Source organism: Rhodococcus sp. C1, assembly GCF_020809065.1.
Lineage (GTDB): Bacteria > Actinomycetota > Actinomycetes > Mycobacteriales > Mycobacteriaceae > Rhodococcus_F > Rhodococcus_F qingshengii.
In genome coordinates this window covers 3097577-3123765 of sequence record NZ_CP078080.1, presented here as the reverse complement: position 1 = coordinate 3123765, position 26189 = coordinate 3097577, and the positions used below count along the sequence as shown (strand labels likewise).

Here is a 26189-nt window from a genome sequence, read left to right as displayed (position 1 = left end):
TGTGCTTGTCTGTCCGGCTGGATCGAGCCGCTACGCTGCCTGGTGTGCCGCAGACCCCCGAGAAGACGACGACCGCGCGATCGGCGCGCGCGATCCTGCTGGAAAAACCCAAGGCACTCGCGCTTTCCACGATCGGCGTTCGGCCTTTCGGTTCCGCTCCCCGGCAGAGTATGGCCGCCGTGCTGCACGGCGACGAGGACGAGCGCCCGGGCCTGAACGCGAAGGAAACCGCACAACTGCGAGGGATTCGCCGATTCGGCGCAACTGGCGCGGTCTTGATGGCAGTCGGAGCGCTCGGCGCCGGCGCACAACCCGTCCTGCAGAATCCGACCGCAGGACTTCGAGTCCTCAGCCTTCCCGGACGTATGCCGACGGTCTCACTCACCATGACGATGACCGGAACCGTGCTCGTCGTTCTGGCCTGGCTGATGATGGGCCGATTTGCAGTCGGGGACATACGCAGCCGTTCCGGCGCACCGCGGCGCATGACCCGTTCCCAGTTGGACCGCACACTCCTGCTGTGGATCCTGCCGCTCTCGGTCGCACCGCCGATGTTCAGCCGCGACGTCTACTCGTATCTGGCTCAAAGCGAAATCGCGGCCCGTGGACTCGATCCGTACGCCATCGGCCCCAAGGCGGCACTGGGCGTCGACCACGTTCTCACCCGCACGGTTCCGACGATCTGGCGCGACACCCCGGCTCCGTACGGTCCGTTCTTCCTGTGGCTGGGACGCGGGATCAGCTCACTGACCGGCGACAACATCGTGGCCGGAATCTTCTTGCACCGCTTGCTCGCATTGGCCGGCGTCGCGCTCATCGTGTGGGCGATACCGCGACTGGCCAAGCGATGCGGTGTCTCTGCCGTCAGTTCGCTCTGGCTCGGTGCCGCGAACCCGCTGTTGCTCTTCCACTTGGTGGCCGGCATCCACAACGAAGCGCTCATGCTCGGGTTGATGCTCGCCGGAATCGAGATCGCCCTCCGCGCAGTCGAAGGGTCCGGGCCCATCCGTGGGCGAGCGCTGTTCTATCTCGTTGCGGGATCAGGTTTGATCGCGTTGTCGTCGACCGTCAAAATTCCGTCCTTGCTTGCGCTGGGATTTGTCGGCATGGCCTTGGCTCGGCGTTGGGGTGGAACCTGGAAAGCCCTGGCGGGAGCCGCGATTCTCCTGGGCATCGTTGCCGCTGTCGTCACGTTTGTCATCAGCGTGGCCAGTGGGCTCGGTATGGGTTGGATCAACACCCTCGACACCGCCACGGCAGTCCGGAGTTGGATGTCCATCCCGACGCTCCTGGGCGTCGGCACGGGATTGGCAGGCGTACTGCTCGGACTCGGCGATCACACGACGGCGATCCTCACGATCACGCGGCCCATCGCTACTCTCGTCGCCATGCTCGTCACCGCACGGATGATGATCTCGGTCTACATGGGCCGCATCCATCCGGTCGGCGGACTCGGCATCGCGCTCGGCGCGATCGTTCTCCTGTTCCCCGTCGTTCAGCCGTGGTACCTGCTATGGGCGATCCTTCCGTTGGCGGCGTGGGCCACCGCGCCGATTTTCCGCATCCCTGCCGTCGTCTTCACCTCGATCGTCAGCGTCATGTTGATGTCCAACGGCGCCGAATACCTTCCGTTCATGATCGTGCAGGCCGTCATCGCGACCATCCTCACCGCCGGAACGCTCATCGTCTTCACCCGCAATTCACTCCCCTGGCGTAGCGACAAGCCAGTAGCGGAGATCACGAAAGGCGGACCGGTAGACGAAGACAACTCGGCGGGGGCTTACGCTGATTCCCCGTGACCTCGAGAGCCTCCAGATCGTCGACGCCGGCGGTACAGATCCAGGGTGTCGTCAAGTCCTTCGACGGTGTTCGAGCCGTCGACGGTATCGATCTCACTGTCGAGACGGCCCAGGTCGTTGCCCTGCTCGGCCCCAACGGAGCCGGCAAGACAACCACCGTCGAGATGTGCGAAGGGTTTGTCACCCCCGATGCCGGCACGGTTCGAGTGCTCGGTCTCGACCCCATCGCCGACTCCGGTGAAGTCCGCTCGCGAATCGGCGTCATGCTGCAGGGCGGCGGCGCGTACCCCGGGTCCAAGGCCGGGGAAATGCTCGACCTCGTGGCCGCATACTCGGCCGACCCGCTCGATCCCGCCTGGCTCCTTTCCAAACTCGGCCTCACCGATGCGCGCAAGACCCCGTACCGCCGCCTCTCCGGAGGCCAGCAGCAACGACTGTCCCTGGCGTGCGCGCTGGTCGGGCGTCCCGAGTTGGTATTTCTGGACGAACCCACCGCCGGCCTCGACGCTCAGGCGCGCCTGCTCGTGTGGGAACTCATCGACGCTCTGCGACGCGACGGCGTGAGCGTCCTGCTCACCACACACCTCATGGACGAGGCCGAAGCGCTCGCCGACGAACTGGTCATCATCGACCACGGCAAGATCGTCGCGTCGGGAACGCCGGCGGAGGTCACCAGCAAGGGCGCCGAAGGACAACTCCGTCTGACGACGGTTCCCGGTTTGAGCCTCGATTCGCTGGCCGGTTCACTCGCCGGGTTCCGCATCGAGGAATCCAACCCCGGCACCTACGTCGTCGAAGGTGCAATCGATCCGGCAACCGTGGCAACAGTTGCGACGTGGTGTGCCGATCAGGACGTGCTGATCAACGACATTCGCGTCGATCAACGGAGTCTGGAAGACGTCTTCCTCGAATTGACGGGCCGGGAACTGAGGGGATGACGGAGATCAAGGTCATGAACGAAACAGCGTCGAACGGCCAGAGCAGTCCCATCAGCGTTGCCAGAGACCGACGGCTCGCCGAGAACCGCTTCGAGCCAGGCACCTTCTCGCCGGATCCCCGCCCCAATTCGGCGGCCAAGATGCTGGCGGCGCAGACCAAACTGGAGCTGACTCTTCTGCTCCGCAACGGTGAGCAATTGCTGCTCACCATGTTCATCCCGATCACCCTGCTCATCGGACTGTGTCTGCTTCCGATCGGCGATTTGGGCGATTCTCGGGTGGATACCGTGCTCCCTGGTGTCATGATGGTTGCCGTGATGTCGACGGCGTTCACCGGACAGGCCATCGCCGTCGGATTCGATCGCCGATACGGCGCGCTCAAACGACTCGGTGCAACGCCTCTACCGCGGTGGGGAATCATCGCAGGCAAGAGCGCTGCCGTCATCATCGTCGTGGCGCTGCAGTCGCTGTTGCTCGGCGCTATCGGTTTGGCGTTGGGGTGGCGTCCGTCGTTCGTCGAACTTGTACTCGGCGCAGTGGTCATTGCCATCGGTACTGTCACATTTGCAGCGCTTGGCCTGCTGCTCGGCGGTACATTGCGAGCAGAAATCGTTCTCGCGCTCGCCAACGTCCTGTGGTTCATCATGGTGGGCATCGGCAGTGTGGTCTTCGCCAGCGGTGAACTCCCGACCGCTGTTCACACGCTGGTGCGCATTGTTCCGTCCGGCGCCCTGGCACACGCACTCGAAGCGGCCCTCGACACCTCGATGGACTGGTTCTCGATTCTCGTACTTCTCGTCTGGGCCGCAGTGGCCGGAGTCTGCGCAGCAAGGTGGTTCAAGTTCACGTGAGTACACGACGGACAGCTCAGATCGTCGGCTGTGTGGCCGCAACAGTGATGTTGTGTGCCGGACCCGCAACGGCGACCCCTTCGGTGTCCGGTCCACTCGCACCTGCAAATCCGCACCTCGGTCCCGTCGGTACTTCCACCATGCACGGTGACGCGGGCTCGTCCGACGTCACGCCGCTGCCTGGTCCAGGAACCGGCCCACACGAGGTGACAGCTTTCCCGATGATGGCCGCCTGCCCGACGGTCCTCCAGGGTTCCGACGGCATGATCGTCTCGCTCTGCACGACGATGATCGGCCAGATCCCGACCATCCATTTGATCGATCCGAAGGCCGACGCCACACCCTTGGGACGGTCGGTCGCGCAACTGCCGCTCGCGAAGGGCAGCCTGCTCGGCGGCGTCTACGCCTACCTCGACAACGAGAACCGTCTCGTAGCCGTCGACGGAAACCGTCAACTGGTCCGCATTTCCCATGCGCAGAATCCGGACGGCAGTTGGCGGCTGGAACTCGCGGAGGTCATCGATCTCAGTGGTGCGGTTGCCGCCGACGACAACGTCACCGGCCTCGCTCCGGACTGGGACGGCAATGTCTGGTTCGCCACCGGGCACGGCACCGTCGGGTATGTCGGCGCGGATCGAATCGCGCACAGCATTGCGCTCCCCGAAGGTGAACAGGTGCAGAACAGCATCTCCACCTCCCCGACGGGCACTGCCGTCGCAACTACCCACGCGCTCTACCAACTGAAGCGAAATGGCGACGAGGTCGTCATTGACTGGCGTCAGCCGTACGACCGCGGGCCGGCCCGTAATCCGGGTCAGCTCAGCTGGGGAACCGGATCGACGCCGACATACTTCGGCCCGTCGACGGGCAGCGATTTCTTGACCATCGTCGACAACGCCCACCCGACAGTGAGCTTGCATGTCTATCGCGCTGACACGGGCGCCGAGGTGTGCACGCAGCCGGTGTTGTCCGCTGCCAGCCAGGACGGCTCACCGAGCGGCAGCGAGAACTCCCCCGTCGGCATCGGTCATTCCGTCTACGTCGCCGGCACTTACGGATACCCGTACCCCACGACTCCTGAAGGTGCCGGTCCAGCGGTCCCCGCCACGGCACCCTTCAAAGGCGGAATGACCCGCGTCGACATCGATCCGGTCGGTTGCCATGTCGTGTGGGACAACACGATTCGTAGCTCCGCGGTACCCCACCTCTCGACGGCTGACGGCTCGATCTACACCGTGACACGAGACGGTGCTCCGAACACCTCTCCGCTGGACGGTTACTCCTTCGCGGTGATCGACTCGAAGGACGGGTCGCAGATCGGTTCGACTCCCCTGCCGTCGACCATCCTCAACGACACCCTTCAGATGTCGGCACTCATCACCGAGTCGGGCGAGTACTTCCAGGGAACGATCTCGGGAATCGTGCGAGTTCGCGCGAACTGACGCGAGCTGGCCCCACGGCTGCGCAGTTCTGGTCTCGTCGAGTCGGGGCAGGCGCGGAGCGAGCTGGCCCCAACGACGCGGGGCAGGCGCGGAGCGAGCTGGCCCCAACTACGCGGGGCAGGCGCGGAGCGAGCTGGCCCCAACGACACTGTGTAGTTGATGGGGAACTACGATCGTTGGCGTGGTGAATCGTGTGTATGCCGGATTTTTACGCTTGGTGGATCGACTACCTCTCCCCTCGCTGAAAACGCAGAAAATCATCGCGTTCATCGTGATCCTGACGCAGGGCGGCATCGCTGTCACCGGCGCGGTGGTGCGCGTGACGGACTCGGGACTCGGTTGCCCGACGTGGCCGCAGTGCTTCCCCGGTAGCTTCGTCCCGGTCGGCCACGGACAGGTCGCGGTGATTCACCAAGCCGTCGAGTTCGGCAACCGCCTGTTGACCTTCCTTGTCGTCATCGTCGCCGCTGCGATCGTGCTTGCGGTGACTCGCGCTCGCCGACGCAAAGAGGTGCTTGTCTACGCCTGGATGATGCCGCTCGGCACTGTCGTTCAGGCAGTGATCGGCGGTATCACCGTCCTCACAGGCTTGCTGTGGTGGACGGTCGCCATTCACCTGGTTGCGTCGATGCTGATGGTCTGGGTTGCCACGGTGATGTACGCGAAGATCGCGGAACCCGACGAAGCAACAACTCTGGTCGTGATGCCGAAGCCGTTGCGCTGGCTTACCGCGCTGTCAGGTGTCGCGCTCGCTGGCGTTTTGGTCGCTGGAACTCTCGTAACGGGCGCAGGCCCGCACGCCGGCGACAAGGGACTGGACCGGACGGTGCCTCGCCTGGAGATCGAGATCGTGACGCTCGTCCATCTGCACTCACAGCTTCTGGTCGGATATCTCGCGCTGGTCGTGGGTCTGACCTTCGGCCTGTATGCGGTCGGGACATCCGCAGCCGTGAAGATCCGTCTGAAGGTCCTGCTGGGACTGATCCTCGCGCAGTCGCTCATCGGTGTCGTGCAGTACTTCACCGATGTGCCGGAAGTTCTGGTGATCATGCACGTCGCCGGTGCAGGACTGTGCACGGCTGCGACCGCAGCAGTTTGGGCTGCGGGTAAGACCCGCCAGTACACGCCGACCAATTCGCCGATACCAGCTGTCTGACGCTTCAAGACACGTGTGGGGCGTAGGAACACCAAAAGGTGTTCCTACGCCCCACACGTCATTTCAGGATTCGTTGCGAGCTTTCGGGAACCGAGTCTGGTTGGCGACCCAACCGGCCATCTTCTTGAAATGGCCTTCCTGCGGGGTGACGATGCTCGTCAGTTCGCGCTCCCACTCGGCGACGGTGACGTTGTCGAAGGACGCGACGACCGCGTTTGCCGTGGCGAGGTCCTCGACGACCTGATCACCGAGGATGCCGTCGGCACCTACGAGGGTGATGCGAACGCCGGCCAGGCCGACCGGCTGGATGACGGCGCTGGCGGAGCCGCCGTGCTCGGCGACGAACTTGGTGATGGCGTTCACCGTGGACTTCGGCAGTTCCGGCGCGGACGGGGTGGCGTCCGACTTCTCGGTATCGGTGCTCATGACTCGACAATACTGGTCGGTAGCCCGGAAGCGACACCAGGCATGGACTGAGCGTCGGCCGCCTCGGGTGTAGAACAGAAACCATGCGAGCCATCTACGTGACCGAGACCGGCGGACCAGACGTTCTGACTCTGACCGAACAACCCGAACCGACACCCGGCCCAGGCGATCTACTCGTCAAGACCGAAGCGATCGGCATCAATTTCATCGACACGTACTTCCGAATGGGCCAGTACAAGCGTCCGCTCCCCTACATTCCCGGCGACGAGGGCAGCGGTGTCGTCGAAGCTGTCGGCTCCGACGTCTCCGAATTCTCCGTGGGCGACCGGGTCGCGTGGGCCGCTGCCACTGGCAGCTATGCCGAGAAGGTGGCTGTTCCCGCCGCAGTCGCAGTGAAAGTGCCTGACGGTGTCCCGGCATCGGCCGCAGCGTCGGCGCTCCTGCAGGGGATGACGGCGCACTACCTCGCGAAGTCGACGTATCCGATCCAGAGCGGCGACACCGTGCTCGTGCACGCAGGCGCGGGCGGCGTCGGGTTGATCCTGACGCAGATGGCCGTCAGCCTCGGGGCGAAGGTCATCACGACTGTGTCATCGGATGCAAAGGAAGAACTCTCGCGTGGCGCGGGCGCCGCGGAGGTCCTGCGGTACGACGAGGACATCGCAGCGCGAGTCCGGGAGTTGACCGGCGGCGAAGGAGTAGCGGCGGCATACGACGGCGTCGGTGCGACAACTTTTGATTCGAGCTTGGCTTCCGTGCGCATCCGCGGCACGGTCGCTTTGTTCGGTGCGGCCAGTGGACCGGTTCCGCCTGTCGATCCGCAGCGGCTCAATTCGTCGGGTTCGCTGTTCCTGACGCGTCCGACGCTCGCGCATCACATTCGCACTCGAGAGGAACTGACCTGGCGTGCCGGCGATGTCTTCGACGCCATTGCGGCCGGGAAACTCGATATTCGCGTCGGCGCCGAGTATCCCCTCGCCGACGCGGCAACAGCCCATCGGGATCTGGAAGGTAGAGCAACGACCGGGTCGATCGTTCTGATCCCCTAGCGAAGTGCTGTGCGCCTTTATTAACCGCCCGCGGTTAATAAAGGCGCACAGCAGAATCAGCTGAGCATGTCGCTGATCGTCTGCAGTCCGAGAACCGAGTCGACAGCGAGGCCGACGAACACGATCGCAAGATAGTTGTTGGACTGCAGGAACAGGCGGAGCGGTTTGACCTGAGCACCACCGCGAACGCTGCGGTACAGCTGATGTGCCATGAGCAGGAACCACGCACCGGCGACGATGGTGATTGCGGCGTAGATGACGCCCGACGCGGGGACGAGGACAAGCGTCGTGACGACCATTGCCCAGCTGTAGAACAGAATCTGCTTGGTGACGTGCTCTTCGGTGGCGATCACCGGAAGCATGGGAACACCGGCAGCTTTGTAGTCCTCTTTGTATCGCATCGCCAGCGCCCAGGTGTGCGGCGGCGTCCAGAAGAAGATGATCAGGAACAGCACGACGGGCTGCCAGCTCAGCGACCCGGTGACAGCGGCCCAGCCCACGAGGACGGGCATACATCCGGCTGCGCCACCCCAGATGACGTTCTGCCAGGTACGACGCTTGAGAACCATCGTGTAGATGAGGACGTAGAACGCGATCGTGATCACGACGAGGATGCCGGCCAAGAGGTTGGCTCGCCACCACAGCCACAGGAACGACGCGAGTCCGAGAAGGAGCCCGAAGACGAGCGCGTTGCGCGTCGGCACCGCCTCGCGGGCCAGCGGACGCTTCGCCGTGCGCTTCATGACCTTGTCGATGTCGGCGTCGACGACGCAGTTGAGCGAGTTCGCACTCGCCGCGCCCATCCAGCCACCGAAGAGGGTGCTGAGGATCAGAACGATGTCGACTGTTCCGCGATCGGCCAACAGCATTGCCGGAATGGTTGCCACCAACAGCAATTCGATCACTCGCGGCTTCGTGAGCGCGATATAAGCCAGAACCTTGCCCGTTGCGCGACCCCACACCGTATCGGTATTGGTCGCCCGCGGGGCGGCACCTGGGCTGCCGAAGCCATGTCCGCTCGGCTGTTGCCCTGTCCGCACGTTCTCTCCTTGCACCACGCGTTACCGCACTAACTCTTCACGACACACTGCTGACACTGTTCTCTACTACGAACGATGGTAGACCGCAGCCATTGAGGAACCGAATCGACCCGGACAGCCAGGACCATTAGGCTGGGTTACGCAGTGGAGGGACACCCCACCCTCGCAATCCACGTACACCATGTCAGGAGACATCTGCCAGTGTCGATCACAGACGAGATCCACGTCCTCACGCAACCCGTCCACCCCTCGGACTGGACCGACCTGGACACCAAGGCTGTCGATACCGCCCGCGTGCTCGCCGCCGACGCGGTTCAGAAGGTCGGCAACGGCCATCCCGGAACTGCAATGAGCTTGGCGCCGTTGGCATACACCCTCTTCCAGCGCGTCATGCGCCACGATCCTTCGGATGCAGAATGGGTCGGCCGTGACCGCTTCGTTCTCTCCTGTGGCCATTCATCCTTGACGCTGTACACCCAGCTCTACCTGTCGGGCTACGGTCTCGAGCTCGCTGACCTCGAAGCTCTCCGCACGTGGGGCGCACTGACCCCCGGCCACCCCGAGGTCGGCCACACCGTCGGCGTCGAGATGACCACCGGTCCGCTGGGCCAGGGCCTTGCGTCCGCAGTCGGTATGGCGATGGCTGCGCGTCGTGAGCGTGGGTTGTTCGATCCGGAGACCCCGGTCGGCTCCTCCCCCTTCGACCATCACATCTACGTGATCGCGTCCGACGGTGACATCGAAGAAGGCGTTACGTCCGAGGCCTCGTCTCTCGCCGGTGTCCAGGAACTGGGCAACCTCATCGTCTTCTACGACGACAACAAGATCTCCATCGAGCACGACACCACCATCGCTCTCGGCGAAGACGTCGGAAAGCGATACGAGGCATACGGCTGGCACGTTCAGCACGTCGAAGGTGGCGAGAACGTCTCCGGCATCCTCGACGCGGTTGCCGCGGCCAAGGCCGTCGTCGATCGTCCCTCCATCATCTTGCTCCGCACCATCATCGGTTTCCCGGCTCCGAAGAAGATGAACACCGGCGACGTCCACGGCTCCGCTCTCGGTGCCGACGAAGTTGCAGCGGTCAAGGAAGCCCTCGGCTTCGATCCGGCCAAGTCCTTCGACGTCGACGCCGACGCCCTGGCTCACGCCCGTGAGGTCGTCTCCCGCGGCGCCGACGCACGCAAGGCATGGCAGGTCGAGTTCGACGCGTGGGCTGCACGTGAGACCGAGCGCAAGGAACTCTTCGACCGCCTGTTCGCCGGTGAGTTCCCTGCCGGCTGGGCCGACGCTCTCCCGACCTACGAGGCCGACGCCAAGGGCGTTGCGACTCGCAAGGCCTCCGGTTCGGCGCTCAACGCGCTCGGACCGATCCTGCCCGAGCTGTGGGGCGGCTCCGCCGACCTCGCCGGCAGCAACAACACCACCATCAAGGGCGCAGATTCGTTCGGCCCGTTCTCCATCTCCACAAACGACTGGAATGCGCAGCCTTACGGCCGCACGCTCCACTTCGGCATCCGCGAGCACGCGATGGGCTCGATCCTCAACGGCATCGCGCTTCACGGACCCACCCGCCCGTACGGCGGAACCTTCATGGTCTTCTCCGACTACATGCGTCCGGCGGTTCGCCTGGCCGCACTGATGAAGACTGCCGTCACCTACGTCTGGACCCACGACTCCATCGGTCTCGGCGAAGACGGCCCGACCCACCAGCCGGTCGAGCACCTCGCTGCTCTTCGTGCGATCCCGAACCTCGCCGTCGTCCGCCCGGGTGACGCCAACGAGACCTCTTTCGCATGGCAGGCAGCACTCGAGAACAAGACGGGCCCGACGGCTCTGGCACTCACGCGCCAGGACATCCCGGTTCTCGAAGGCACCAAGGAGAAGGCTGCCGAGGGTGTCAAGCGCGGCGCTTACGTCCTCGTCGACGCAGCCAACGGTTCGCCCGAGGTCATCTTGCTGGCGACCGGTTCCGAACTGCATCTGGCCACCGAGGCTCGCGAAACCCTCGAAGCTCAGGGCGTCGCAACCCGCGTCGTTTCCGTGCCGTGCCTCGATTGGTTCCTCGAGCAGGATCAGGCGTACCGCGACGAGGTCATTCCGCCCGCCGTGCGCGCGCGTGTGTCCGTCGAAGCCGGCATCGCGATGCCGTGGTGGCGCATCCTCGGCGACGCCGGTCAGGCCGTCTCGCTCGAGCACTACGGCGCTTCCGCCGATTACAAGACCTTGTTCCGGGAGTTCGGCATCACTGCCGACGCGACTGTCGAAGCCGCGCAGCGCTCCCTCGCAGCTGTGAAGGGATGATCTCGATGACACAGAACGTGAATACCGAAAAGCTCTCCGCTGCAGGCGTTTCCATCTGGCTCGACGACCTCTCGCGGGATCGCATCCAGTCCGGCAACCTGCAGAACCTCATCGACACGAAGTCGATCGTGGGTGTCACGACCAACCCGTCGATCTTCCAGGCGGCACTGTCCAAGGGATCGGCGTACGACGCTCAGGTCCGTGAGCTCGCACAGGGCGGCGCCGATGTCGACGCCACCATCACCGCGGTGACCACCGACGACGTGCGTGCAGCGTGCGACATCCTGGCTCCGCAGTTCGAGGCGTCGAACGGCGTCGACGGCCGCGTGTCCATCGAAGTCGACCCTCGCCTGGCACACGACACCGACGCCACCGTCGCGCAGGCGATCGAGCTGCACAAGATCGTCGATCGCCCGAACGTCCTGATCAAGATCCCCGCGACGCTGGCAGGCATTCCCGCCATCGCCAAGGTGATCGGTGAGGGCATCAGCGTCAACGTCACCTTGATCTTCTCGGTCGAGCGCTACGAGGCAGTCATGGGCGCATACCTGGAAGGTCTGGACACCGCCAAGGCTGCCGGCCGCGACATCTCGTCCATCGAGTCGGTCGCCTCGTTCTTCGTCTCCCGCGTGGATTCCGAGATCGACAACCGCCTCACGGCAATCGGCACGCCGGAAGCCCTCGAGCTTCGTGGCAAGGCTGCACTCGCAAACGCGCGTCTGGCGTACAACGCGTACCAGCAGATCTTCGAGGTGCAGCCGCGCTTCCAGGCTCTTCTGGCCGACGGCGCCAAGGCTCAGCGTCCGCTGTGGGCGTCGACCGGCGTGAAGAACCCGGATTACCCCGACACTCTCTACGTCACCGAGTTGATCGCGCCGAACACGGTCAACACTATGCCGGAGAAGACGCTCGACGCCCTCGCCGACCATGGCGAGATCACCGGCGACACGATCTCGGGCACCGCTCAGGAGTCGCAGGCGGTCTTCGATCAGCTCGCTGCAGTCGGCATCGATCTTGCGGACGTGTTCAAGGTCCTCGAGACAGAGGGCGTCGACAAGTTCGAGGTGTCCTGGAACGAGTTGCTCGACGCAACCGCCGAGCAGCTCCGCGCAGCAACCCAGAAGAGCTGAGCCTGTGAGCGATTCCGCGGCGGCATCAGATTGGGTGAATCCCCTTCGGGACAGCACCGACAAACGGCTTCCGCACATTGCGGGGCCCTGCGCCCTGGTGATTTTCGGTGTTACCGGCGACCTTGCCAGGCGCAAGCTCATGCCCGCCATCTACGACCTCGCCAACCGTGGACTGTTGCCGCCCGGATTCGCTCTGGTCGGGTTCGCCCGGCGTGACTGGACGGACGAGGACTTCACGAACGTCGTCCTCGAAGCAGTCAAGGACGGCGCTCGCACCAAGTTCCGTCAGGACGTCTGGGAGAGGCTCGCCGAAGGTATCCGGTTCGTGGAGGGCAGTTTCGACGAGGCCGAGGCCTTCCAGAACCTGTCCGACACGTTGGCCACGCTCGACAACGAACGTGGTATCGGCGGCAATCACGGTTTCTACCTTGCGATTCCGCCCAACGCGTTTCCTCAGGTGCTCGAGCAACTGTCGGCGTCGGGCCTCGCGCAGGCCGAGGACGGTCAGTGGCGACGAGTCGTCATCGAGAAGCCGTTCGGCCACGACCTCGAGAGCGCTCGCGAACTGAACGCCGTCGTCAACAAGGTGTTCCCCGAGGACACGGTCTTCCGTATCGACCACTACCTCGGTAAGGAAACCGTCCAGAACATTCTGGCTCTGCGCTTCGCGAACCAGTTGTTCGATCCGATCTGGAACGCGCACTACGTCGACCACGTTCAGATCACGATGGCCGAGGACATCGGCCTCGGTGGACGCGCCGGGTACTACGACGGCATCGGCGCGGCCCGTGACGTGATCCAGAACCACCTGCTGCAGTTGCTCGCGTTCACGGCGATGGAAGAACCCATCAGCTTCGAGCCGCTCAATCTGCAGGCGGAGAAGATCAAGGTCCTCTCGGCCACTCGCCTTGCCGAGCCCCTCGACGAGACCACCGCACGCGGCCAGTACGCGGGCGGCTGGCAGGGTGGGCTGCCGGTGGTCGGGCTCCTCGAAGAAGACGGCTTCGCAGCGGACTCCATCACGGAGACCTTTGCCGCCATCACCCTCGAGGTCGACACCCGCCGCTGGGCGGGTGTGCCGTTCTACCTGCGCACGGGCAAACGACTCGGACGCCGTGTCACCGAGATCGCGGTGGTGTTCAAACGTGCACCGCACCTACCGTTCGACAAGACGATGACCGAAGACCTCGGCCAGAACGCTCTGGTCATCCGCGTGCAGCCCGACGAGGGTGTCACCATGCGGTTCGGTTCGAAGGTTCCCGGATCGAGCATGGAAGTCCGTGACGTCAACATGGACTTCTCGTACGGCCAGGCTTTCACCGAGTCGTCACCGGAGGCGTACGAGCGACTCATTCTCGACGTGTTGCTCGGTGAGCCGTCCCTCTTCCCGGTCAACGCCGAAGTCGAATTGTCTTGGGAAATCCTCGATCCCGTCCTCGAACACTGGGCAGCCGGCGGCAAGCCGGAACCCTACGAGGCTGGAACGTGGGGACCACCGTCTGCGGACGAAATGATGCAACGCACCGGACGCGAATGGAGGCGACCCTAGTGATTCTCGATTTGCCCTCCACCACCACGGTCCAGGTCAGCAAGAAACTGGTCGAGGTGCGTAAGACCGGCGGCGCTGTCACCTTGGGGCGAGTGCTGACGCTCGTCGTCTGCACCAGGGACACCGGGAATGCCGAGGAAGCCATCGAGGCCGCCAACGAAGCCAGCCGCGAGCACCCTTGCCGCGTCATCGTGCTCCTGCGTGGCGACGAGCAGAGTGAGCCCAGGCTCGATGCTCAGATCCGTGTCGGCGGGGACGCCGGCGCCTCGGAGGTTGTCGTGCTGCGTCTCTACGGTCCGCTTGCGGATCACGAGAGCAGCGTCGTCATCCCGTTCCTGCTCCCCGATACACCGGTAGTCGCGTGGTGGCCCCTCGAGGCACCCGAGATTCCGGCCAAGGATCCCGTCGGGAAGCTCGCGATACGGCGCATCACCGATGCCACCGGCGCCCCCGATCCGACCGCCACCATCAAGGGGCGACTCGCGTCGTACACAGCCGGCGATACCGATCTCGCCTGGAGTCGCGTCACCTACTGGCGCGCGCTCCTCGCATCGGCTCTCGATCAGCCGCCGCACGAGAAGATCACCTCAGCGGTGGTCTCCGGTCTCAAAACCGAACCGGCACTGGATATTCTCGCCGGTTGGTTGGCGGCCAAGATCGACGGTCCGGTCATTCGGCGTACGGGTGAGCTGACGGTCGAGTTGAAGCTCGAGACCCGCAGTATCTCCATCAGTCGTCCGCAGGAGGGCACGACCGCTACGTTGATCCGCACCGGTCAGCCTGACGCGCTGGTTTCTCTGGGTCGTCGAGAGACACGCGATTGCCTCGCCGAGGAATTGCGTCGGCTCGATCCGGACGAGATCTACGAAGAAGCTCTGGCCGGATTGGAGAAGGTGACCTATGAGTGATGTTGTCGTGGAGAAGTTTTCCGACGCCGGCCAACTTGTCGACGCTGCCGCCGCACGCCTGGTCACGACCATCGTCGATGCCCAGAAGGCTCGCGGGTTTGCGTCCATCGTGCTGACTGGCGGTGGAACCGGCATCGCACTTCTCGAGAAGTTGCGTGAAGCTCCCGGCGACATCGACTGGTCGCAGATCGATCTGTACTGGGGCGACGAACGGTTCCTGCCGTCCGGCGATCCCGAGCGGAACGAAGTGCAAGCACGTGAGGCGCTTCTCGATCATGTGCCGGTCGATCCCGACAGGGTACATGCGATGGCCGCATCCGACGGTATCTACGACGGTGATCCACACGGGGCGGCGACGGCGTACGAACAACTGCTGGGCGCTCAGGCACACGGGAATCAGGTTCCGACGTTCGACGTGCACCTGCTCGGTATGGGCGGCGAAGGACACGTCAACTCGTTGTTCCCGCACACCGACGCCGTTCGCGAAGAAGCGCGTTTCGTAGTCGCGGTGACGGACTCCCCCAAGCCACCACCGGTGCGGATCACCCTCACGTTGCCTGCTGTTCGGCGAGCCAAAGAGGTCTGGCTGCTCGTCTCGGGTGCTGCAAAGGCCGAGGCCGTTGCCAAAGCCGTCGGAGGTGCTTCGGCCGACGACTGGCCGTCCGCCGGCGCCACCGGTTTGGTTGCGACACGTTGGTTCCTCGATACGGACGCTGCCTCGCAGCTTCCCTGATCTGATTTCACAGATCTGATTTCACACCGGTCGGGAATCGTCTTCCGGCGATTCCCGGCTTGGTGGTACGTCGACGACTTTCTCACCGTGGCGACTTTCGACTACCCGCCGAGTCCGGATCCGATGCGAATTTCCTTTTGACGGAACGGAACTCAATCCCGAGATTCCGTTTCTCCAACCAGCACTGCGCCCCACACAACGATTCATCTCTCCCCCTGCCTCCTTCATCCGAATGATTACTACCTTGGACGCCGCGAAGTAAGGTTCGGTTCCGCAGATCGCGTTCACTCTTGAACGAAGCAATCCAGGCGAGAACAATCGAACAATGTCGTGGACACCGAATCCGGACGCACTTCGCGGGCGAGTGGCTGTAGTTGCCGGGGCGACGAGGGGCGCCGGACGCGGAATCGCCGCGGCCTTGGGCGAGGCCGGTGCAACCGTCATCTGCACTGGCCGGAGCACATCTGCCGGAATTCTTCAGTCGGACTATCCGCGCGGAGAGACCATCGAAGAGACGGCAGAGCTGGTCACGGAGCTGGGTGGCGTCGGCGTGCCGATTGCCGTCGATCATCTCAAGAGCAAACAAGTGGCTGATCTCGCCGAACGCTTGCGAATCGACTATCACCATATCGACATCTTGGTCAACGACATCTGGGGCGCGGAATTACTCAAGGGTGGGCCCGCGGAGTGGAACACGCCGGTATGGGAACACGATCTGGACAAGGGGTTTCACATCTTGCGTCTGGCAATCGACACCCACATCACCACGTCGCACCACCTCCTGCCGCTCATGACTGATCGGCCGGGCGGACTGGTCGCCGAAATAACCGATGGCACTACCGAATACAACGCATCGAACTATCGCATCTCGGTGTTCTACGACTTGGCCAAGGTGTCCGTGAACAGGCTCGCATTTTCGCAAGGCCACGAACTTGCCCCGTTCGGATGTACTGCCGTCGCCATCACTCCCGGGTTCCTGCGATCGGAGATGATGCTCGACAATTTCGGTGTCGGCGAATCGAATTGGCGTGACGCTCTGTTGTCGGAGCGGGATGGTCCGACTGCGCCCGCGGATTTCGCACGCTCCGAGTCACCAAGATTCATCGGACGTGCGATCGCGGCCATCGCTGCCGATCCGAATCGACAGCGATGGAATCAGCGATCGGTCAGTTCAGGCGAACTCGGAACGGAATACGGGTTCACCGACGCGGACGGCAGCCGCCCCGATTTCTGGCGGACCAAATGAATCCGGCTGCGATTATGATCCGCGCATGGCCGAATTCGCGACGATCGACGAATACATCGCTTCGTTTCCCACCGACGTGCAACCAGCCCTCGAGAGTATTCGCGAGACGATTCACAACACGGTTCCAGGCCTCGATGAGACCATCAGCTATCAGATGCCGACCATGACGGTGCACGGAAAGAACCTGATTCACTTCGCAGGCTGGAAGAACCACATCTCGATGTACCCGCTCCCGGCGGGTGACGCCGAGTTCGAGAAGTCCGTCGACCCTTACCGGGCTGCGAAATCAACGGTGAAGTTCCCGCTGAACAAACCGATCCCTCTCGATCTCGTGGCTCAGATCGTCGAATTGCTCGCGCAGCGCCACTAACGTCCGTTCTCGTCGGAGCCTTGTGAGAACGTATGGCCGTGCAGAGACAACCCATCCGCCGCATCAAGGCCGGGCCATCGTCGGGCGCCGACGTAGGCAGCTGGCCGATGACGGTGCCTGCAGTCGCGCAGATCGTTCAGCACGGTCTCGAGCTACCACCGGGTGTCACCATTCTGGTCGGCGAAAACGGAGCGGGAAAGTCGACCGTCATCGAAATTATTGCCGCCGTTCTCGGTCTCAACGCCGAAGGCGGGTCGACCAATACGCGGCATCAGACTCGATCGAGTGAACCGGGCGGCCTCGACCTTGTGCTCGAACGGAGTCCCGGAGCATCGAAGTGGGCGTACTACCTCCGAGACGAAACCCTGCACGGTTTGTACACGTACTTGGAGGACAACCCCAATCCCAAGCGACCTGAACCGCTTTACCATCACCTCTCCCACGGTGAGGCGCTGCTCGAGATCCTGTCGTCGAGGACCTCCGACGGCGGCTTCTATCTCATCGACGAACCCGATGCCGCACTCTCCTTCCAGGGGACCCTGACACTGGCCGCGCTGCTCGGCGAGCTGGTGGAATCCGGCGCGCAGGCGGTGATCGCGACGCACTCGCCGATCATCGCGGCGCTGCCGAACGCCAACCTGCTCGAGATCGGCGAATGGGGAATCCGAGCCTCGAGCTGGGAGGACCTCGATCTGGTCTCGAACTGGCAGCGGTTCCTTCACGACCCGCACACGTACCTGCGCCATCTGATCTAACCTGGAACTCCACCCCAGGAGGCCTCCATGGCATACGACAAAGCGCTGGCTGAGCGTATCCGCGATGCGCTCTCGGGCGAGGACGACGTCGAGGAAGTAAAGATGTTCGGTGGGCTGAGCTTCATGGTGAACGGGAAGCTGGCCGCCAGTGCGAACTCACACGGCAACATCATGGTTCGGTGTGACCCCGATCGAGTCGACGAGCTTCTGACGCACAAGGGTGCAAGCTGGCCCGAGATGCGGGGTAAGCCGATGAGCAAGGGATGGATCGTCGTCGACCGAACCGGGACGAGTTCGAACGTCGAATTCAACGCGTGGATCAAGGAAGCTCTGGACTTCGTTCACTGACAGCTGGGGTGCGTTGCCGAAGATATCTGACGAGACTGGTGTGGCCGCGGGCTCTCGCGTCGATGAGAGACTGAACCGTGCCCGATCGACCTGAGATTGTCTGTATCTGCGGCTCTGCGCGATTCGCTGAAGAGATGCGGGAGGCGAACCGCGACCTGACGTTCGCGGGCGTGATCGTCGTCGCGCCGGTTGAAGCAGACGAGGCGGTCTCTGTCGAGCAGAAGAACCTGCTCGACGCGCTCCATCTGCGCAAGATCGACCTCGCCGATCGGGTTCTGGTCGTCAACCCTCGCGGATACATCGGTGAGTCCACGCGCCGAGAGATCGCGTACGCGCGCGCCGCCGGCAAACCAGTGTCGTTCACGACGCCGTTTGATCAGTAAGCGCCTCGTCGGTGCGGGCCGCAACGAATATTCTCACGCCGAGTTGCTCGAGCCCTAGCGCCGGTTCGATCAATTTCGCTCGATTCGGCAAAAGTGAACTGGGCGGCCCTTAGACTCCGGAAAAGCATTGGATTGGGCGGCTCGACGCCGCGGAGGAAAGGTGGTCCGTCGCGTGACGTTCACACCCAATCAGCCGGATCACCAACGCGCCTTCGGGTTTCAGACGCCGTCGACCCGCGCAATTCCCTCCCTCATGCCCGACCGTTTCGGACCTAGCCTCATCGGATCGCTCTGGGCGTGCGCCGGGATCGTCGCCGGAAGCCTCGGCCCGTGGACGTCATCCTCCGCACTGGACCACAGTGGTATCGACGAATGCGGAGTGATCACTCTCGTCCTCGCTCTCTGCGCGGTGACCGCGCTGATCACCCTCATGGTTCGAGACGTCACGCCCGAGATCAAGAATCACTGCACCGGCCCTTTGGTCGGAATCGCGGTCTTGATCGTTGCCGTCGGAAACGCCGCGTCCATCGTGCGACGTAGTACCGAGTTCGCAGGGCACACTGCCGGACCGTCCATCGGGTGGGGACTGTGGGTGGTCATCGCGGCCGCAGTGATCCTGTGCATCACGTCGTCGACCGTCGCGCACATGATCAGGTTTCAGGCAGCAATGATCACAAGGTCTTGATCAGACCGCCGTCGATCACGAAATCCGCGCCTGTCACGTTCCCCGCACGATCGCTGGCGAGGAACAACACCAGGTCGGCAACCTCTTCGGGGAAGGTGAACCGCCCAGTCTCGGCTCCGGCCGCGGCGCTTTCGACGATGTCGCCGGCGGCTGATCCACTCGCCTTCGCCAGCGTCGAGGCCACTCCGTGCTTGCCGAGCCACAACTCCGTTTGCACCGGGCCAGGGCTGACGGTATTGACGCGGATCCCCTGCCCGCCCAGTTCTTTCGACAACGACTTCGAGAAGTTGGTCAACGCCGCTTTGGCGGCGCTGTAGTCGATCACCGTGGGGTCAGGTAAGAATGCGTTGACCGAACTGATCGTCACGATGCTCCCGCCACCTCGGCGGATCAACTCCGGCAGCGCAGCGCGAACAGTGCGTACAGCCGACAAGAACGTCAGATTGAACGACGCCGCCCACTCTTGGTCTGTGATGGCCGCGAAACCGCTCGTTCTCGGGGTGACGGCCCCGACGTTGTTGACCAGGATGTCGACGCCGCCCCTCACTGCTGCAACCTCGAGCAGTCGGGTTGATCCTTCGACACTCGCGAGGTCGACGCCGACAAAGGTGACGGCGCCGCCGGACTGCAGCGATTCGAGTTCCGGCGAGAGCGTCCGCGAGCCCGCGACGACGTGGACTCCCTCGGCCACCAAGGCCCGAGTGATCGCCAACCCGATACCTTTTCCCGCGCCGGTAACGACGGCAGTTCGTCCGTCCAATTGCAGATCCACTGCGGTCCCCGTTCGGTCCGGTGCGCAGCGTTGGGTGTGCGTGCGACAGCTCTAGAGTCGCCGCACGCACACCCTGGTAAACCTGCAGAACCAGCCGCTGTTACCTAGCCACTGTTACGAAGCGCAGTGGCCAGGCCGTTCATCGTCAGCTGGATACCCCGACGCACCTGATCGCTCTCGTCGCCGGAACGGTACCGACGGATCAGCTCGACCTGTAGATGGTTGAGAGGTTCGAGGTACGGGAACCGGTTGTGGACCGAACGCTCGAGGCCCGAGTTGTCGGCGAAGAGGTTCTCGTTGCCCGTGATTGCCTTGTACATGCGAATTGTGCGTTCGTGCTCGTCGGTGATCATTCCGAAGACTCGATCGCGCAGTTCGGCGTCGGGCACGAGGTCCGCGTACCGGGCCGCCAAACCGAGATCCGACTTCGACATCACCATGGCCATGTTCGAGAGCACGGTTCGGAAGAACGGCCACTTCTCGTACAGGGCCGTCAACGTGGCAAGCCGAGTGTCGTCTCCGTCGATCCATCGTTCGAACGCGGCGCCGGTTCCGTACCAACCCGGAAGCATCACGCGAGACTGACTCCACGAGAGCACCCAGGGAATCGCTCGCAGGTCGGAGATCGCCTTGGTCTGCTTGCGCGAGGCCGGACGAGAGCCGATGTTGAGTGCCCCGATCTCGGCGACCGGTGTCGACGCTTCGAAGTACTGCACGAATCCTGGTGTGTCGTGCACTAATTCGCTGTACGCGGTGCGGGCGAGGGCCGCGAGCTCGTCCAGTACCGCGTAGGCAGCGTCGGCATCGCTGCCGAGTCCTTCGACGTCGAGCAACGTCGACTCGATAGTCGCGGCGATGAGTGTTTCGAGGTTGCGATGTGCCAGACGCGGTTCGGCGTACTTGGCCGCAATCACCTCACCCTGCTCGGTGATTCGCAGAGAACCAGCGACTGCACCGGGAGGCTGAGCCAGAATCGCTTCGTAACTCGGTCCGCCGCCACGTCCGACGGTTCCGCCGCGGCCGTGGAAGAGCCTCAACCTGATTCCGCTCTTACGCGCGGCATCGACGAGGTCGAGTTCGGCACGGTACAGCGCCCAGTTGGCTGCCAGGTACCCGCCGTCCTTGTTCGAGTCGGAGTACCCGAGCATCACTTCTTGACTGTCACCACGGGAACGGACGATCGCACGATAGATCGGGATGTCGAGCGTCGCCAGCAATGTGTCGGCGCCGCCCTGCAGATCCTCGATCGTCTCGAACAACGGCACGATGCCGATCGGGCACGAGGGCTCGCTACCGACGCCCGGATCGAGCACCCCGACCTCTTTGAGCAGCACTGCAGCCTCGAGCATGTCACTGACCGAGGTACACATGCTGATGATGTAGTTGGGTACCGCACCCGCTCCGAGAACCCGCACTGCCTTGGCACCGGCCGCCATGATGGCCAGTTCCTTGGTGGTCAATTCGCTGAACTCGGCGTCCGGCGAAGTCAGTGGTCGCCGCGTCATCAACTCGGCCGACAGCAATTCGACTCGATCGGCTTCCGGCAAGGACGCGTAGTCCGGGTGAACTCCGGCCCACGCCAGAAGTTCTGCGACGACGCTTTCGTGTACCTCGGAGTTCTGCCGCATGTCCAGACCGGACAGGTGAAAGCCGAACACCTCCACCGCTTCTCGGAGCCGATCGAGTCGATCGTCGGCGATGGTCTCGTCACCGAAACGACGCAACGAGGTGTCGATGATTCCGAGATCCCGCTGCAACTGTGCCGGGTCGGTGTACGCCTCGAGTCCGTCGTCGGACCCGTGGGCGGGCAACTCCCCCAGTACCGTCAGTGCTGTGGCGCTCAAGCGCCCGCGGATACCGCGAATCGCGCGACGGTACGGCTCGTCGGCCCTGAAGGCAGAGTCGTCGCCGGAGGTAGACGCCAGCAGATCGAGTTCGGGCGTGACGGAAACCAGCCGCGCCGACATCGACAGTTCACGCTCGAGATGTTCGAGTTCCTCGAGGTGATGCTCGAGAGCAGTCGCCGCAGCGCGCGACGTGGCGCGCTGGACGATTTCGCCGGTCACGTACGGATTGCCGTCTCGGTCACCGCCGATCCACGAACCCGGCCTCAGGATCGGTTCCGGCAGGAGCCCGGCGTCCGGCCAACGAGTGCGCAGAGCTTTGCGAACCTCGGCGTTGATCTTCGGAATCACCTCGAACAACGCTGCGTCGTAGTAGCGCAGGCCTACCTCGATTTCATCCTGGATGCGGAGGCGGCTGAGCCGGATCAGAGCCGTCTGCCACAGGGTCAGGATCTGACGGCGCAATTGCAGATCGACATCAGCGGTTTCTGCGACGCTCAGCGCCGTGCGCTCGCGGTATCGCATCAACTCGGTGATCCGACTCTGCGTCTCGAACACCGTACGGCGTCGAGTCTCCGTCGGGTGAGCGGTGATGACGGGTGAGACCAGGGCGCCCCGCAGCGCTTCTTCGACGGTGGCCGAATCGATATCGGCTGCATCAAGTTTGGTGTACGTGGCCGCGAGAGTGCTGTCGCGGGGCGGTTCCCCCGCATTGACGTGGATGGCCCGTCGACGCTCGCGATGGATGTCCTCGGCCAGGTTGGCGAGCAGTGCGAAGTGACTGAACGCCCGGATGACGGGAATGGCGTCGTCCGTACTGATTTCGGCGAACAGCGACACCAGTTCGGCGCGATCGATCTCCGAACGACGGACTCGGAACGACTCGACACGGGCTCGCTCGACCAGATCGAACACATTGTCGCCGGCTTGCTCTCGCACTATTTGTCCGAGTATTCCGCCGAGAAGCCGGATGTCTTCGCGCAGCGGCTCGGTGGCCTCTCGCGGTGTTTCTCGATGCGACGCGGTTTCAGTCATCACACAATTATCGACCGAAACAAAGAACCCCGCTCGATAGGCGGGGTTCCGTGTCTGAAATTCGTGTGTGAAAAACTACCGGCTGTAAGTCATGAGCCGAGAATCAGGCGAACTTGATCTCCAGGCCGATGCCGACGATCGAAATGAGCCAGATCAACGCGGTGAAGACCGTCAACCGGTCGAGGTTCTTCTCGACAACAGTCGATCCGGACAGGCTGGACTGGACACCGCCACCGAACAGACTCGACAAACCGCCGCCCTTACCGCGATGCAGGAGCACCAAGGCGATGAGGAGCAAGCTGGTGATGACCAGCAGGATATCCAGGAACAGTTTCATGTCTGTCTACGTCCACCAATCCAATAGGGACAACTACAACCGATAACACCATACAGGCGCGCGCAGATAGCCTGACCACATACCCGCCTCGCACATAACTTTGCACCCGGCCAGGCACGACTCTTGGTCAGTGGCATCGATCACACTGTCGAGATACCGATTCAGTAGTTTTTCAGTTGACGCGACTCTACCTCCGAAAGGCCGGCTCCATGCTTTCCGACACTGCCCTGCCCGACACACCACGTCTGGCTTCGATTCACAACTTCCGCGACGTGGCCGGCCCCGGGTACGTCACGACCAGCGGACAGGCGATGAGCCGCGGAGTCTTCTACCGTGCAAACGTACTGACGCCCTCGCCCGAGGATCTTGCAATCGTGGAATCGCTGGGGCTGACCGCCGTCTATGACGTGCGCTCCGAAACCGAGGCGAACGAAACTCCCGACATCGTGCCGGCGCCGGCGATGTACGCCCACATTCCCATCCTGTCCGGAAACATCCACGCCGAAGCGATGGCTCTCCGAACAGCGGACGCTGCAACAGCTTTCATGCAGAACATCAATCGCAGCTTTGTCGCAGACCCCGTCACTCGGAACGGATTTTCGCAGTTGTTCGCCGCCCTGGCGACCACTGAGGGGCCGCAACTCTTCCACTGCACGGCGGGCAAGGACCGAACAGGTTGGGCGGCAGCACTACTGCAGACACTCGCTGGTGTACCGCGCGAAACGATCACGGCGGACTACCTGCTCACGAACACGTACTCGGCCGAGTACATCGATGCAACAGTCGCGAAGATCGCCGCTGCCACAGATGCAGACAAGGGCGAGGTGATCCGGTTGCTGCTTTCCGTCGACGCGAGTTACCTGGGCGCTGCCTTCGAGCAGGTCGAGCACCACTACGGGACCGTCGAGAACTATCTGACCTCCGGGTTGGAGCTTGCTCCCGAACTCGTCGGCGCTCTGAAAACCAAACTCCTGAGCTGACTCGCGAACAAAAAACTGCGGGCGTGTGACCTACTCGGTCACACACCCGCAGTCTTAGTCTCGAGCAGTTTCAGCTCACTACCCGATCATCACGGGAGTGGACCGCCTGCAGCGATCGCAGACAGTGTCGCGAACTCGTCAGCCTTGAGTGACGCGCCGCCGACAAGAGCGCCGTCGACGTCGGTCTGGCCGACGATCTCTCCGACGTTCTTGGAGCTGACGCTACCGCCGTACAGAACGCGAACGCCGGCCGCGACCTCGGCGTCGGCAAGTTCGGCCACTGTTGCTCGTACCGCAGCACACACTTCCTGTGCATCGGCGGCAGAAGCGACACGGCCGGTGCCGATGGCCCAGACAGGTTCGTACGCGATGACGATCTTGGAGATCTCCTCCGCACTCAGGCCCGCCAACGAACCCTTGAGCTGGTCGACGTTGTAGGCGACATGCTCGCCCGCTTCGCGGATCTCGAGGCCTTCGCCGATGCACACGATCGGCGTGAGGCCGTTCTTGAGAGCAGCCTTCGTCTTCGCGAGGACGGTCTCGTTGGTCTCACCGTGAAGGGTGCGACGCTCGGAGTGACCGACCACGACGAAGGTGCAACCGAGCTTGGCCAGCATGGAGCCGCTGATCTCGCCCGTGAACGCACCCGAGTCATGAGCCGAGACATCTTGCGCGCCGTACGTGAGGAGGAGCTTGTCGCCCTCGATCAGCGTCTGGACGCTTCGGATGTCGGTGAACGGCGGGATGACCGTGACGTCCACTTTGTCGAAGTACTTCGCAGGCAAGGAGAAAGCGATCTTCTGCACCAGGGCGATAGCCTCGAGGTGGTTCAGATTCATCTTCCAGTTGCCGGCGATCAACGGCTTACGTGCCATGTCGGATCAGCCTTCCAGTACTGCGATGCCAGGCAGCTCTTTGCCCTCGAGGTACTCGAGGGAAGCGCCACCACCGGTGGAAATGTGCGAGAAGCCCTCGTCCGGGATACCGAGCTGACGAACGGCTGCTGCGGAGTCGCCGCCGCCGACGACGCTGAAGGCGCCCTTCTCGGTTGCCTCCACGATTGCCTCGGCGACACCGCGGGTGCCTGCCTCGAACTTCGGGAACTCGAACACGCCCATCGGGCCGTTCCAGAACACCGTCTTGGCGCCGGTCAGGATCGCGGCAAAGCGCTTGACCGACTCCGGCCCGATGTCCAGACCCATCCAGCCGTCGGGAATCTTGTCGAACGGAACGATCTTCGACTCGGCATCGGCCGAGAAGGAGTCCGCGACGACAACATCCTGAGGGATGTGGATGACGTCGGCGTACCGGTCGAGGAGATCCTTGCAGGTCTCGATCATGGACTCTTCACACAGCGAATTGCCCACGGACACACCCTGAGCCGCGAGGAACGTGTAGAACATTCCGCCGCCGATCACCAGAGTGTCGACCTTCGGCGCCAGTGCCTCGATGACGGCCAGCTTGTCCGAGACCTTGGAGCCACCGAGCACCACCGCGTACGGACGCGCTGCGTCCTGCGTGAGCTTGGCGAGCACCTCGACCTCGGCGCCGACCAGGTATCCGGCGTAATGCGGGAGCAGCTTCGCGACGTCGAAGACCGACGCCTGCTTACGGTGAACAACACCGAATCCGTCGGAGACGAATGCGCCGTCGTCACCGACCAGCTCGACGAGAGCCTTGGCGAGCTTGACCCGCTCGGCTTCGTCCTTGCTGGTCTCGCGAGGGTCGAAACGGATGTTCTCGAGCATCAGGACGTCACCATCGGTGAGTCCTTCGGAACGAGCCAGCGCGTCCTGTCCCACGACGTCACCGGCGAGTTGCACGTTGCGACCGAGGATTTCGGCCAACTTCGCGGCAACCGGTGCGAGGGAGAACTTGGGATCGGGCTGACCGTCGGGGCGCCCGAGGTGCGCGGTCACGATGACCTTCGCTCCACCCTCGGCAAGTGCCCGCAGGGTGGGAGCGGACGCGACGATGCGACCCGGGTCCGTGATTTCTCCGCCATCCAACGGGACGTTGAGATCGGAACGCACCAGTACGGTGCGCCCTTCGACCCCAGCGTCCAGCAGATCCTTCAGCGTCTGAACTGCCACTGTTATCGAAACTCCG

The 26189-nt window shown here is 63.3% G+C and carries 25 protein-coding genes; 18 read left to right on the top strand and 7 right to left on the bottom strand.

The genetic code is table 11. From position 1 onward, the window contains the following. Positions 1–44: 44 nt before the first annotated feature. From mptB to KTR60_RS14490, 5 genes are all read left to right on the top strand, one after another. Positions 45–1799 (top strand): polyprenol phosphomannose-dependent alpha 1,6 mannosyltransferase MptB, encoded by a 1755-nt coding sequence (gene mptB, locus KTR60_RS14510; RefSeq protein WP_003944776.1) that lies wholly within the window; start codon positions 45–47, stop codon positions 1797–1799. Continuing rightward, on the top strand, positions 1796–2737 hold the full coding sequence (locus KTR60_RS14505; RefSeq protein ID WP_007727917.1) for an ABC transporter ATP-binding protein: 942 nt from the start codon (positions 1796–1798) through the stop codon (positions 2735–2737). Before mptB ends, KTR60_RS14505 begins: the two co-directional genes overlap by 4 nt. A gap of 14 nt (positions 2738–2751) precedes the next feature. Further along, a complete protein-coding gene (locus KTR60_RS14500) occupies positions 2752–3588 on the top strand; it encodes an ABC transporter permease (protein ID WP_370333988.1) in 837 nt (278 codons plus the stop codon). A 47-nt stretch (positions 3589–3635) separates the two neighbouring features. Next, positions 3636–5030, top strand: a complete 1395-nt coding sequence (locus KTR60_RS14495; protein ID WP_228402280.1) for a hypothetical protein — start codon at positions 3636–3638, stop codon at positions 5028–5030. Between the two features lie 181 nt (positions 5031–5211). After that, the gene (locus KTR60_RS14490) at positions 5212–6186 is read left to right on the top strand and encodes a COX15/CtaA family protein (protein WP_021332987.1); all 975 of its coding nucleotides are present in this window, start codon (positions 5212–5214) and stop codon (positions 6184–6186) included. Positions 6187–6249: 63 nt separating this feature from the next. Here KTR60_RS14490 and KTR60_RS14485 read toward each other — a convergent pair whose 3' ends face one another. Continuing rightward, complete coding sequence (locus KTR60_RS14485; RefSeq protein WP_003945032.1) at positions 6250–6612, bottom strand: hypothetical protein; 363 nt, start codon at positions 6610–6612, stop codon at positions 6250–6252. An 83-nt stretch (positions 6613–6695) separates the two neighbouring features. Here KTR60_RS14485 and KTR60_RS14480 point away from each other — a divergent pair, with 83 nt between their 5' ends. Then, on the top strand, positions 6696–7661 hold the full coding sequence (locus KTR60_RS14480; protein ID WP_042445639.1) for a quinone oxidoreductase family protein: 966 nt from the start codon (positions 6696–6698) through the stop codon (positions 7659–7661). Positions 7662–7717: 56 nt separating this feature from the next. Here KTR60_RS14480 and KTR60_RS14475 read toward each other — a convergent pair whose 3' ends face one another. Further along, positions 7718–8701 (bottom strand): heme o synthase, encoded by a 984-nt coding sequence (locus KTR60_RS14475; RefSeq protein WP_003944994.1) that lies wholly within the window; start codon positions 8699–8701, stop codon positions 7718–7720. Between the two features lie 201 nt (positions 8702–8902). Here KTR60_RS14475 and tkt point away from each other — a divergent pair, with 201 nt between their 5' ends. From tkt to KTR60_RS14420, 11 genes are all read left to right on the top strand, one after another. After that, on the top strand, positions 8903–11005 hold the full coding sequence (gene tkt, locus KTR60_RS14470) for a transketolase (RefSeq protein ID WP_003944976.1): 2103 nt from the start codon (positions 8903–8905) through the stop codon (positions 11003–11005). 5 nt (positions 11006–11010) lie between these two features. Then, on the top strand, positions 11011–12135 hold the full coding sequence (gene tal, locus KTR60_RS14465; protein WP_065352937.1) for a transaldolase: 1125 nt from the start codon (positions 11011–11013) through the stop codon (positions 12133–12135). Positions 12136–12139: 4 nt separating this feature from the next. Next, entirely contained in the window at positions 12140–13684 is a 1545-nt protein-coding gene (gene zwf / locus KTR60_RS14460; RefSeq protein WP_030536404.1) for a glucose-6-phosphate dehydrogenase, read from the top strand. Beyond that, positions 13684–14592, top strand: coding sequence for a glucose-6-phosphate dehydrogenase assembly protein OpcA (gene opcA / locus KTR60_RS14455; RefSeq protein WP_003944921.1), 909 nt, complete (start codon positions 13684–13686; stop codon positions 14590–14592). Before zwf ends, opcA begins: the two co-directional genes overlap by 1 nt. Continuing rightward, entirely contained in the window at positions 14585–15325 is a 741-nt protein-coding gene (pgl, locus tag KTR60_RS14450; protein WP_003944853.1) for a 6-phosphogluconolactonase, read from the top strand. The genes opcA and pgl overlap by 8 nt, the downstream gene beginning before the upstream one ends. A gap of 325 nt (positions 15326–15650) precedes the next feature. Further along, positions 15651–16571 carry an SDR family oxidoreductase gene (locus tag KTR60_RS14445; protein WP_047270392.1) on the top strand — a complete coding sequence of 307 codons (921 nt, stop codon included), beginning with the start codon at positions 15651–15653 and terminating at the stop codon, positions 16569–16571. A gap of 25 nt (positions 16572–16596) precedes the next feature. After that, positions 16597–16941 (top strand): iron chaperone, encoded by a 345-nt coding sequence (locus KTR60_RS14440; RefSeq protein ID WP_047270391.1) that lies wholly within the window; start codon positions 16597–16599, stop codon positions 16939–16941. Positions 16942–16973: 32 nt separating this feature from the next. Further along, positions 16974–17696, top strand: coding sequence for an AAA family ATPase (locus KTR60_RS14435; RefSeq protein WP_003944997.1), 723 nt, complete (start codon positions 16974–16976; stop codon positions 17694–17696). Positions 17697–17723: 27 nt separating this feature from the next. Continuing rightward, the gene (locus tag KTR60_RS14430) at positions 17724–18044 is read left to right on the top strand and encodes a TfoX/Sxy family protein (protein WP_003944891.1); all 321 of its coding nucleotides are present in this window, start codon (positions 17724–17726) and stop codon (positions 18042–18044) included. Positions 18045–18178: 134 nt separating this feature from the next. Beyond that, positions 18179–18427, top strand: coding sequence for a hypothetical protein (locus KTR60_RS14425; RefSeq protein ID WP_207624530.1), 249 nt, complete (start codon positions 18179–18181; stop codon positions 18425–18427). A 172-nt stretch (positions 18428–18599) separates the two neighbouring features. Further along, positions 18600–19112 (top strand): hypothetical protein, encoded by a 513-nt coding sequence (locus KTR60_RS14420; protein ID WP_225320373.1) that lies wholly within the window; start codon positions 18600–18602, stop codon positions 19110–19112. Here the strand turns inward: KTR60_RS14420 and KTR60_RS14415 are convergent. From KTR60_RS14415 to secG, 3 genes are all read right to left on the bottom strand, one after another. Further along, complete coding sequence (locus tag KTR60_RS14415) at positions 19099–19884, bottom strand: oxidoreductase (RefSeq protein WP_047270389.1); 786 nt, start codon at positions 19882–19884, stop codon at positions 19099–19101. The two genes, KTR60_RS14420 and KTR60_RS14415, sit on opposite strands and share 14 nt — an antisense overlap. 104 nt (positions 19885–19988) lie before the next feature. After that, entirely contained in the window at positions 19989–22763 is a 2775-nt protein-coding gene (ppc, locus tag KTR60_RS14410; protein ID WP_228402249.1) for a phosphoenolpyruvate carboxylase, read from the bottom strand. A gap of 103 nt (positions 22764–22866) precedes the next feature. After that, on the bottom strand, positions 22867–23100 hold the full coding sequence (gene secG, locus KTR60_RS14405; protein ID WP_003944946.1) for a preprotein translocase subunit SecG: 234 nt from the start codon (positions 23098–23100) through the stop codon (positions 22867–22869). Between the two features lie 209 nt (positions 23101–23309). Between secG and KTR60_RS14400 the strand changes: the two genes are divergently transcribed. Further along, positions 23310–24080 (top strand): tyrosine-protein phosphatase, encoded by a 771-nt coding sequence (locus tag KTR60_RS14400; protein WP_228402248.1) that lies wholly within the window; start codon positions 23310–23312, stop codon positions 24078–24080. Positions 24081–24169: 89 nt separating this feature from the next. Here KTR60_RS14400 and tpiA read toward each other — a convergent pair whose 3' ends face one another. Beyond that, positions 24170–24955 carry a triose-phosphate isomerase gene (tpiA, locus tag KTR60_RS14395; RefSeq protein WP_042445664.1) on the bottom strand — a complete coding sequence of 262 codons (786 nt, stop codon included), beginning with the start codon at positions 24953–24955 and terminating at the stop codon, positions 24170–24172. Between the two features lie 6 nt (positions 24956–24961). Further along, on the bottom strand, positions 24962–26173 hold the full coding sequence (locus KTR60_RS14390; RefSeq protein WP_003944901.1) for a phosphoglycerate kinase: 1212 nt from the start codon (positions 26171–26173) through the stop codon (positions 24962–24964). Between the last annotated feature and the right edge of the window lie 16 nt (positions 26174–26189).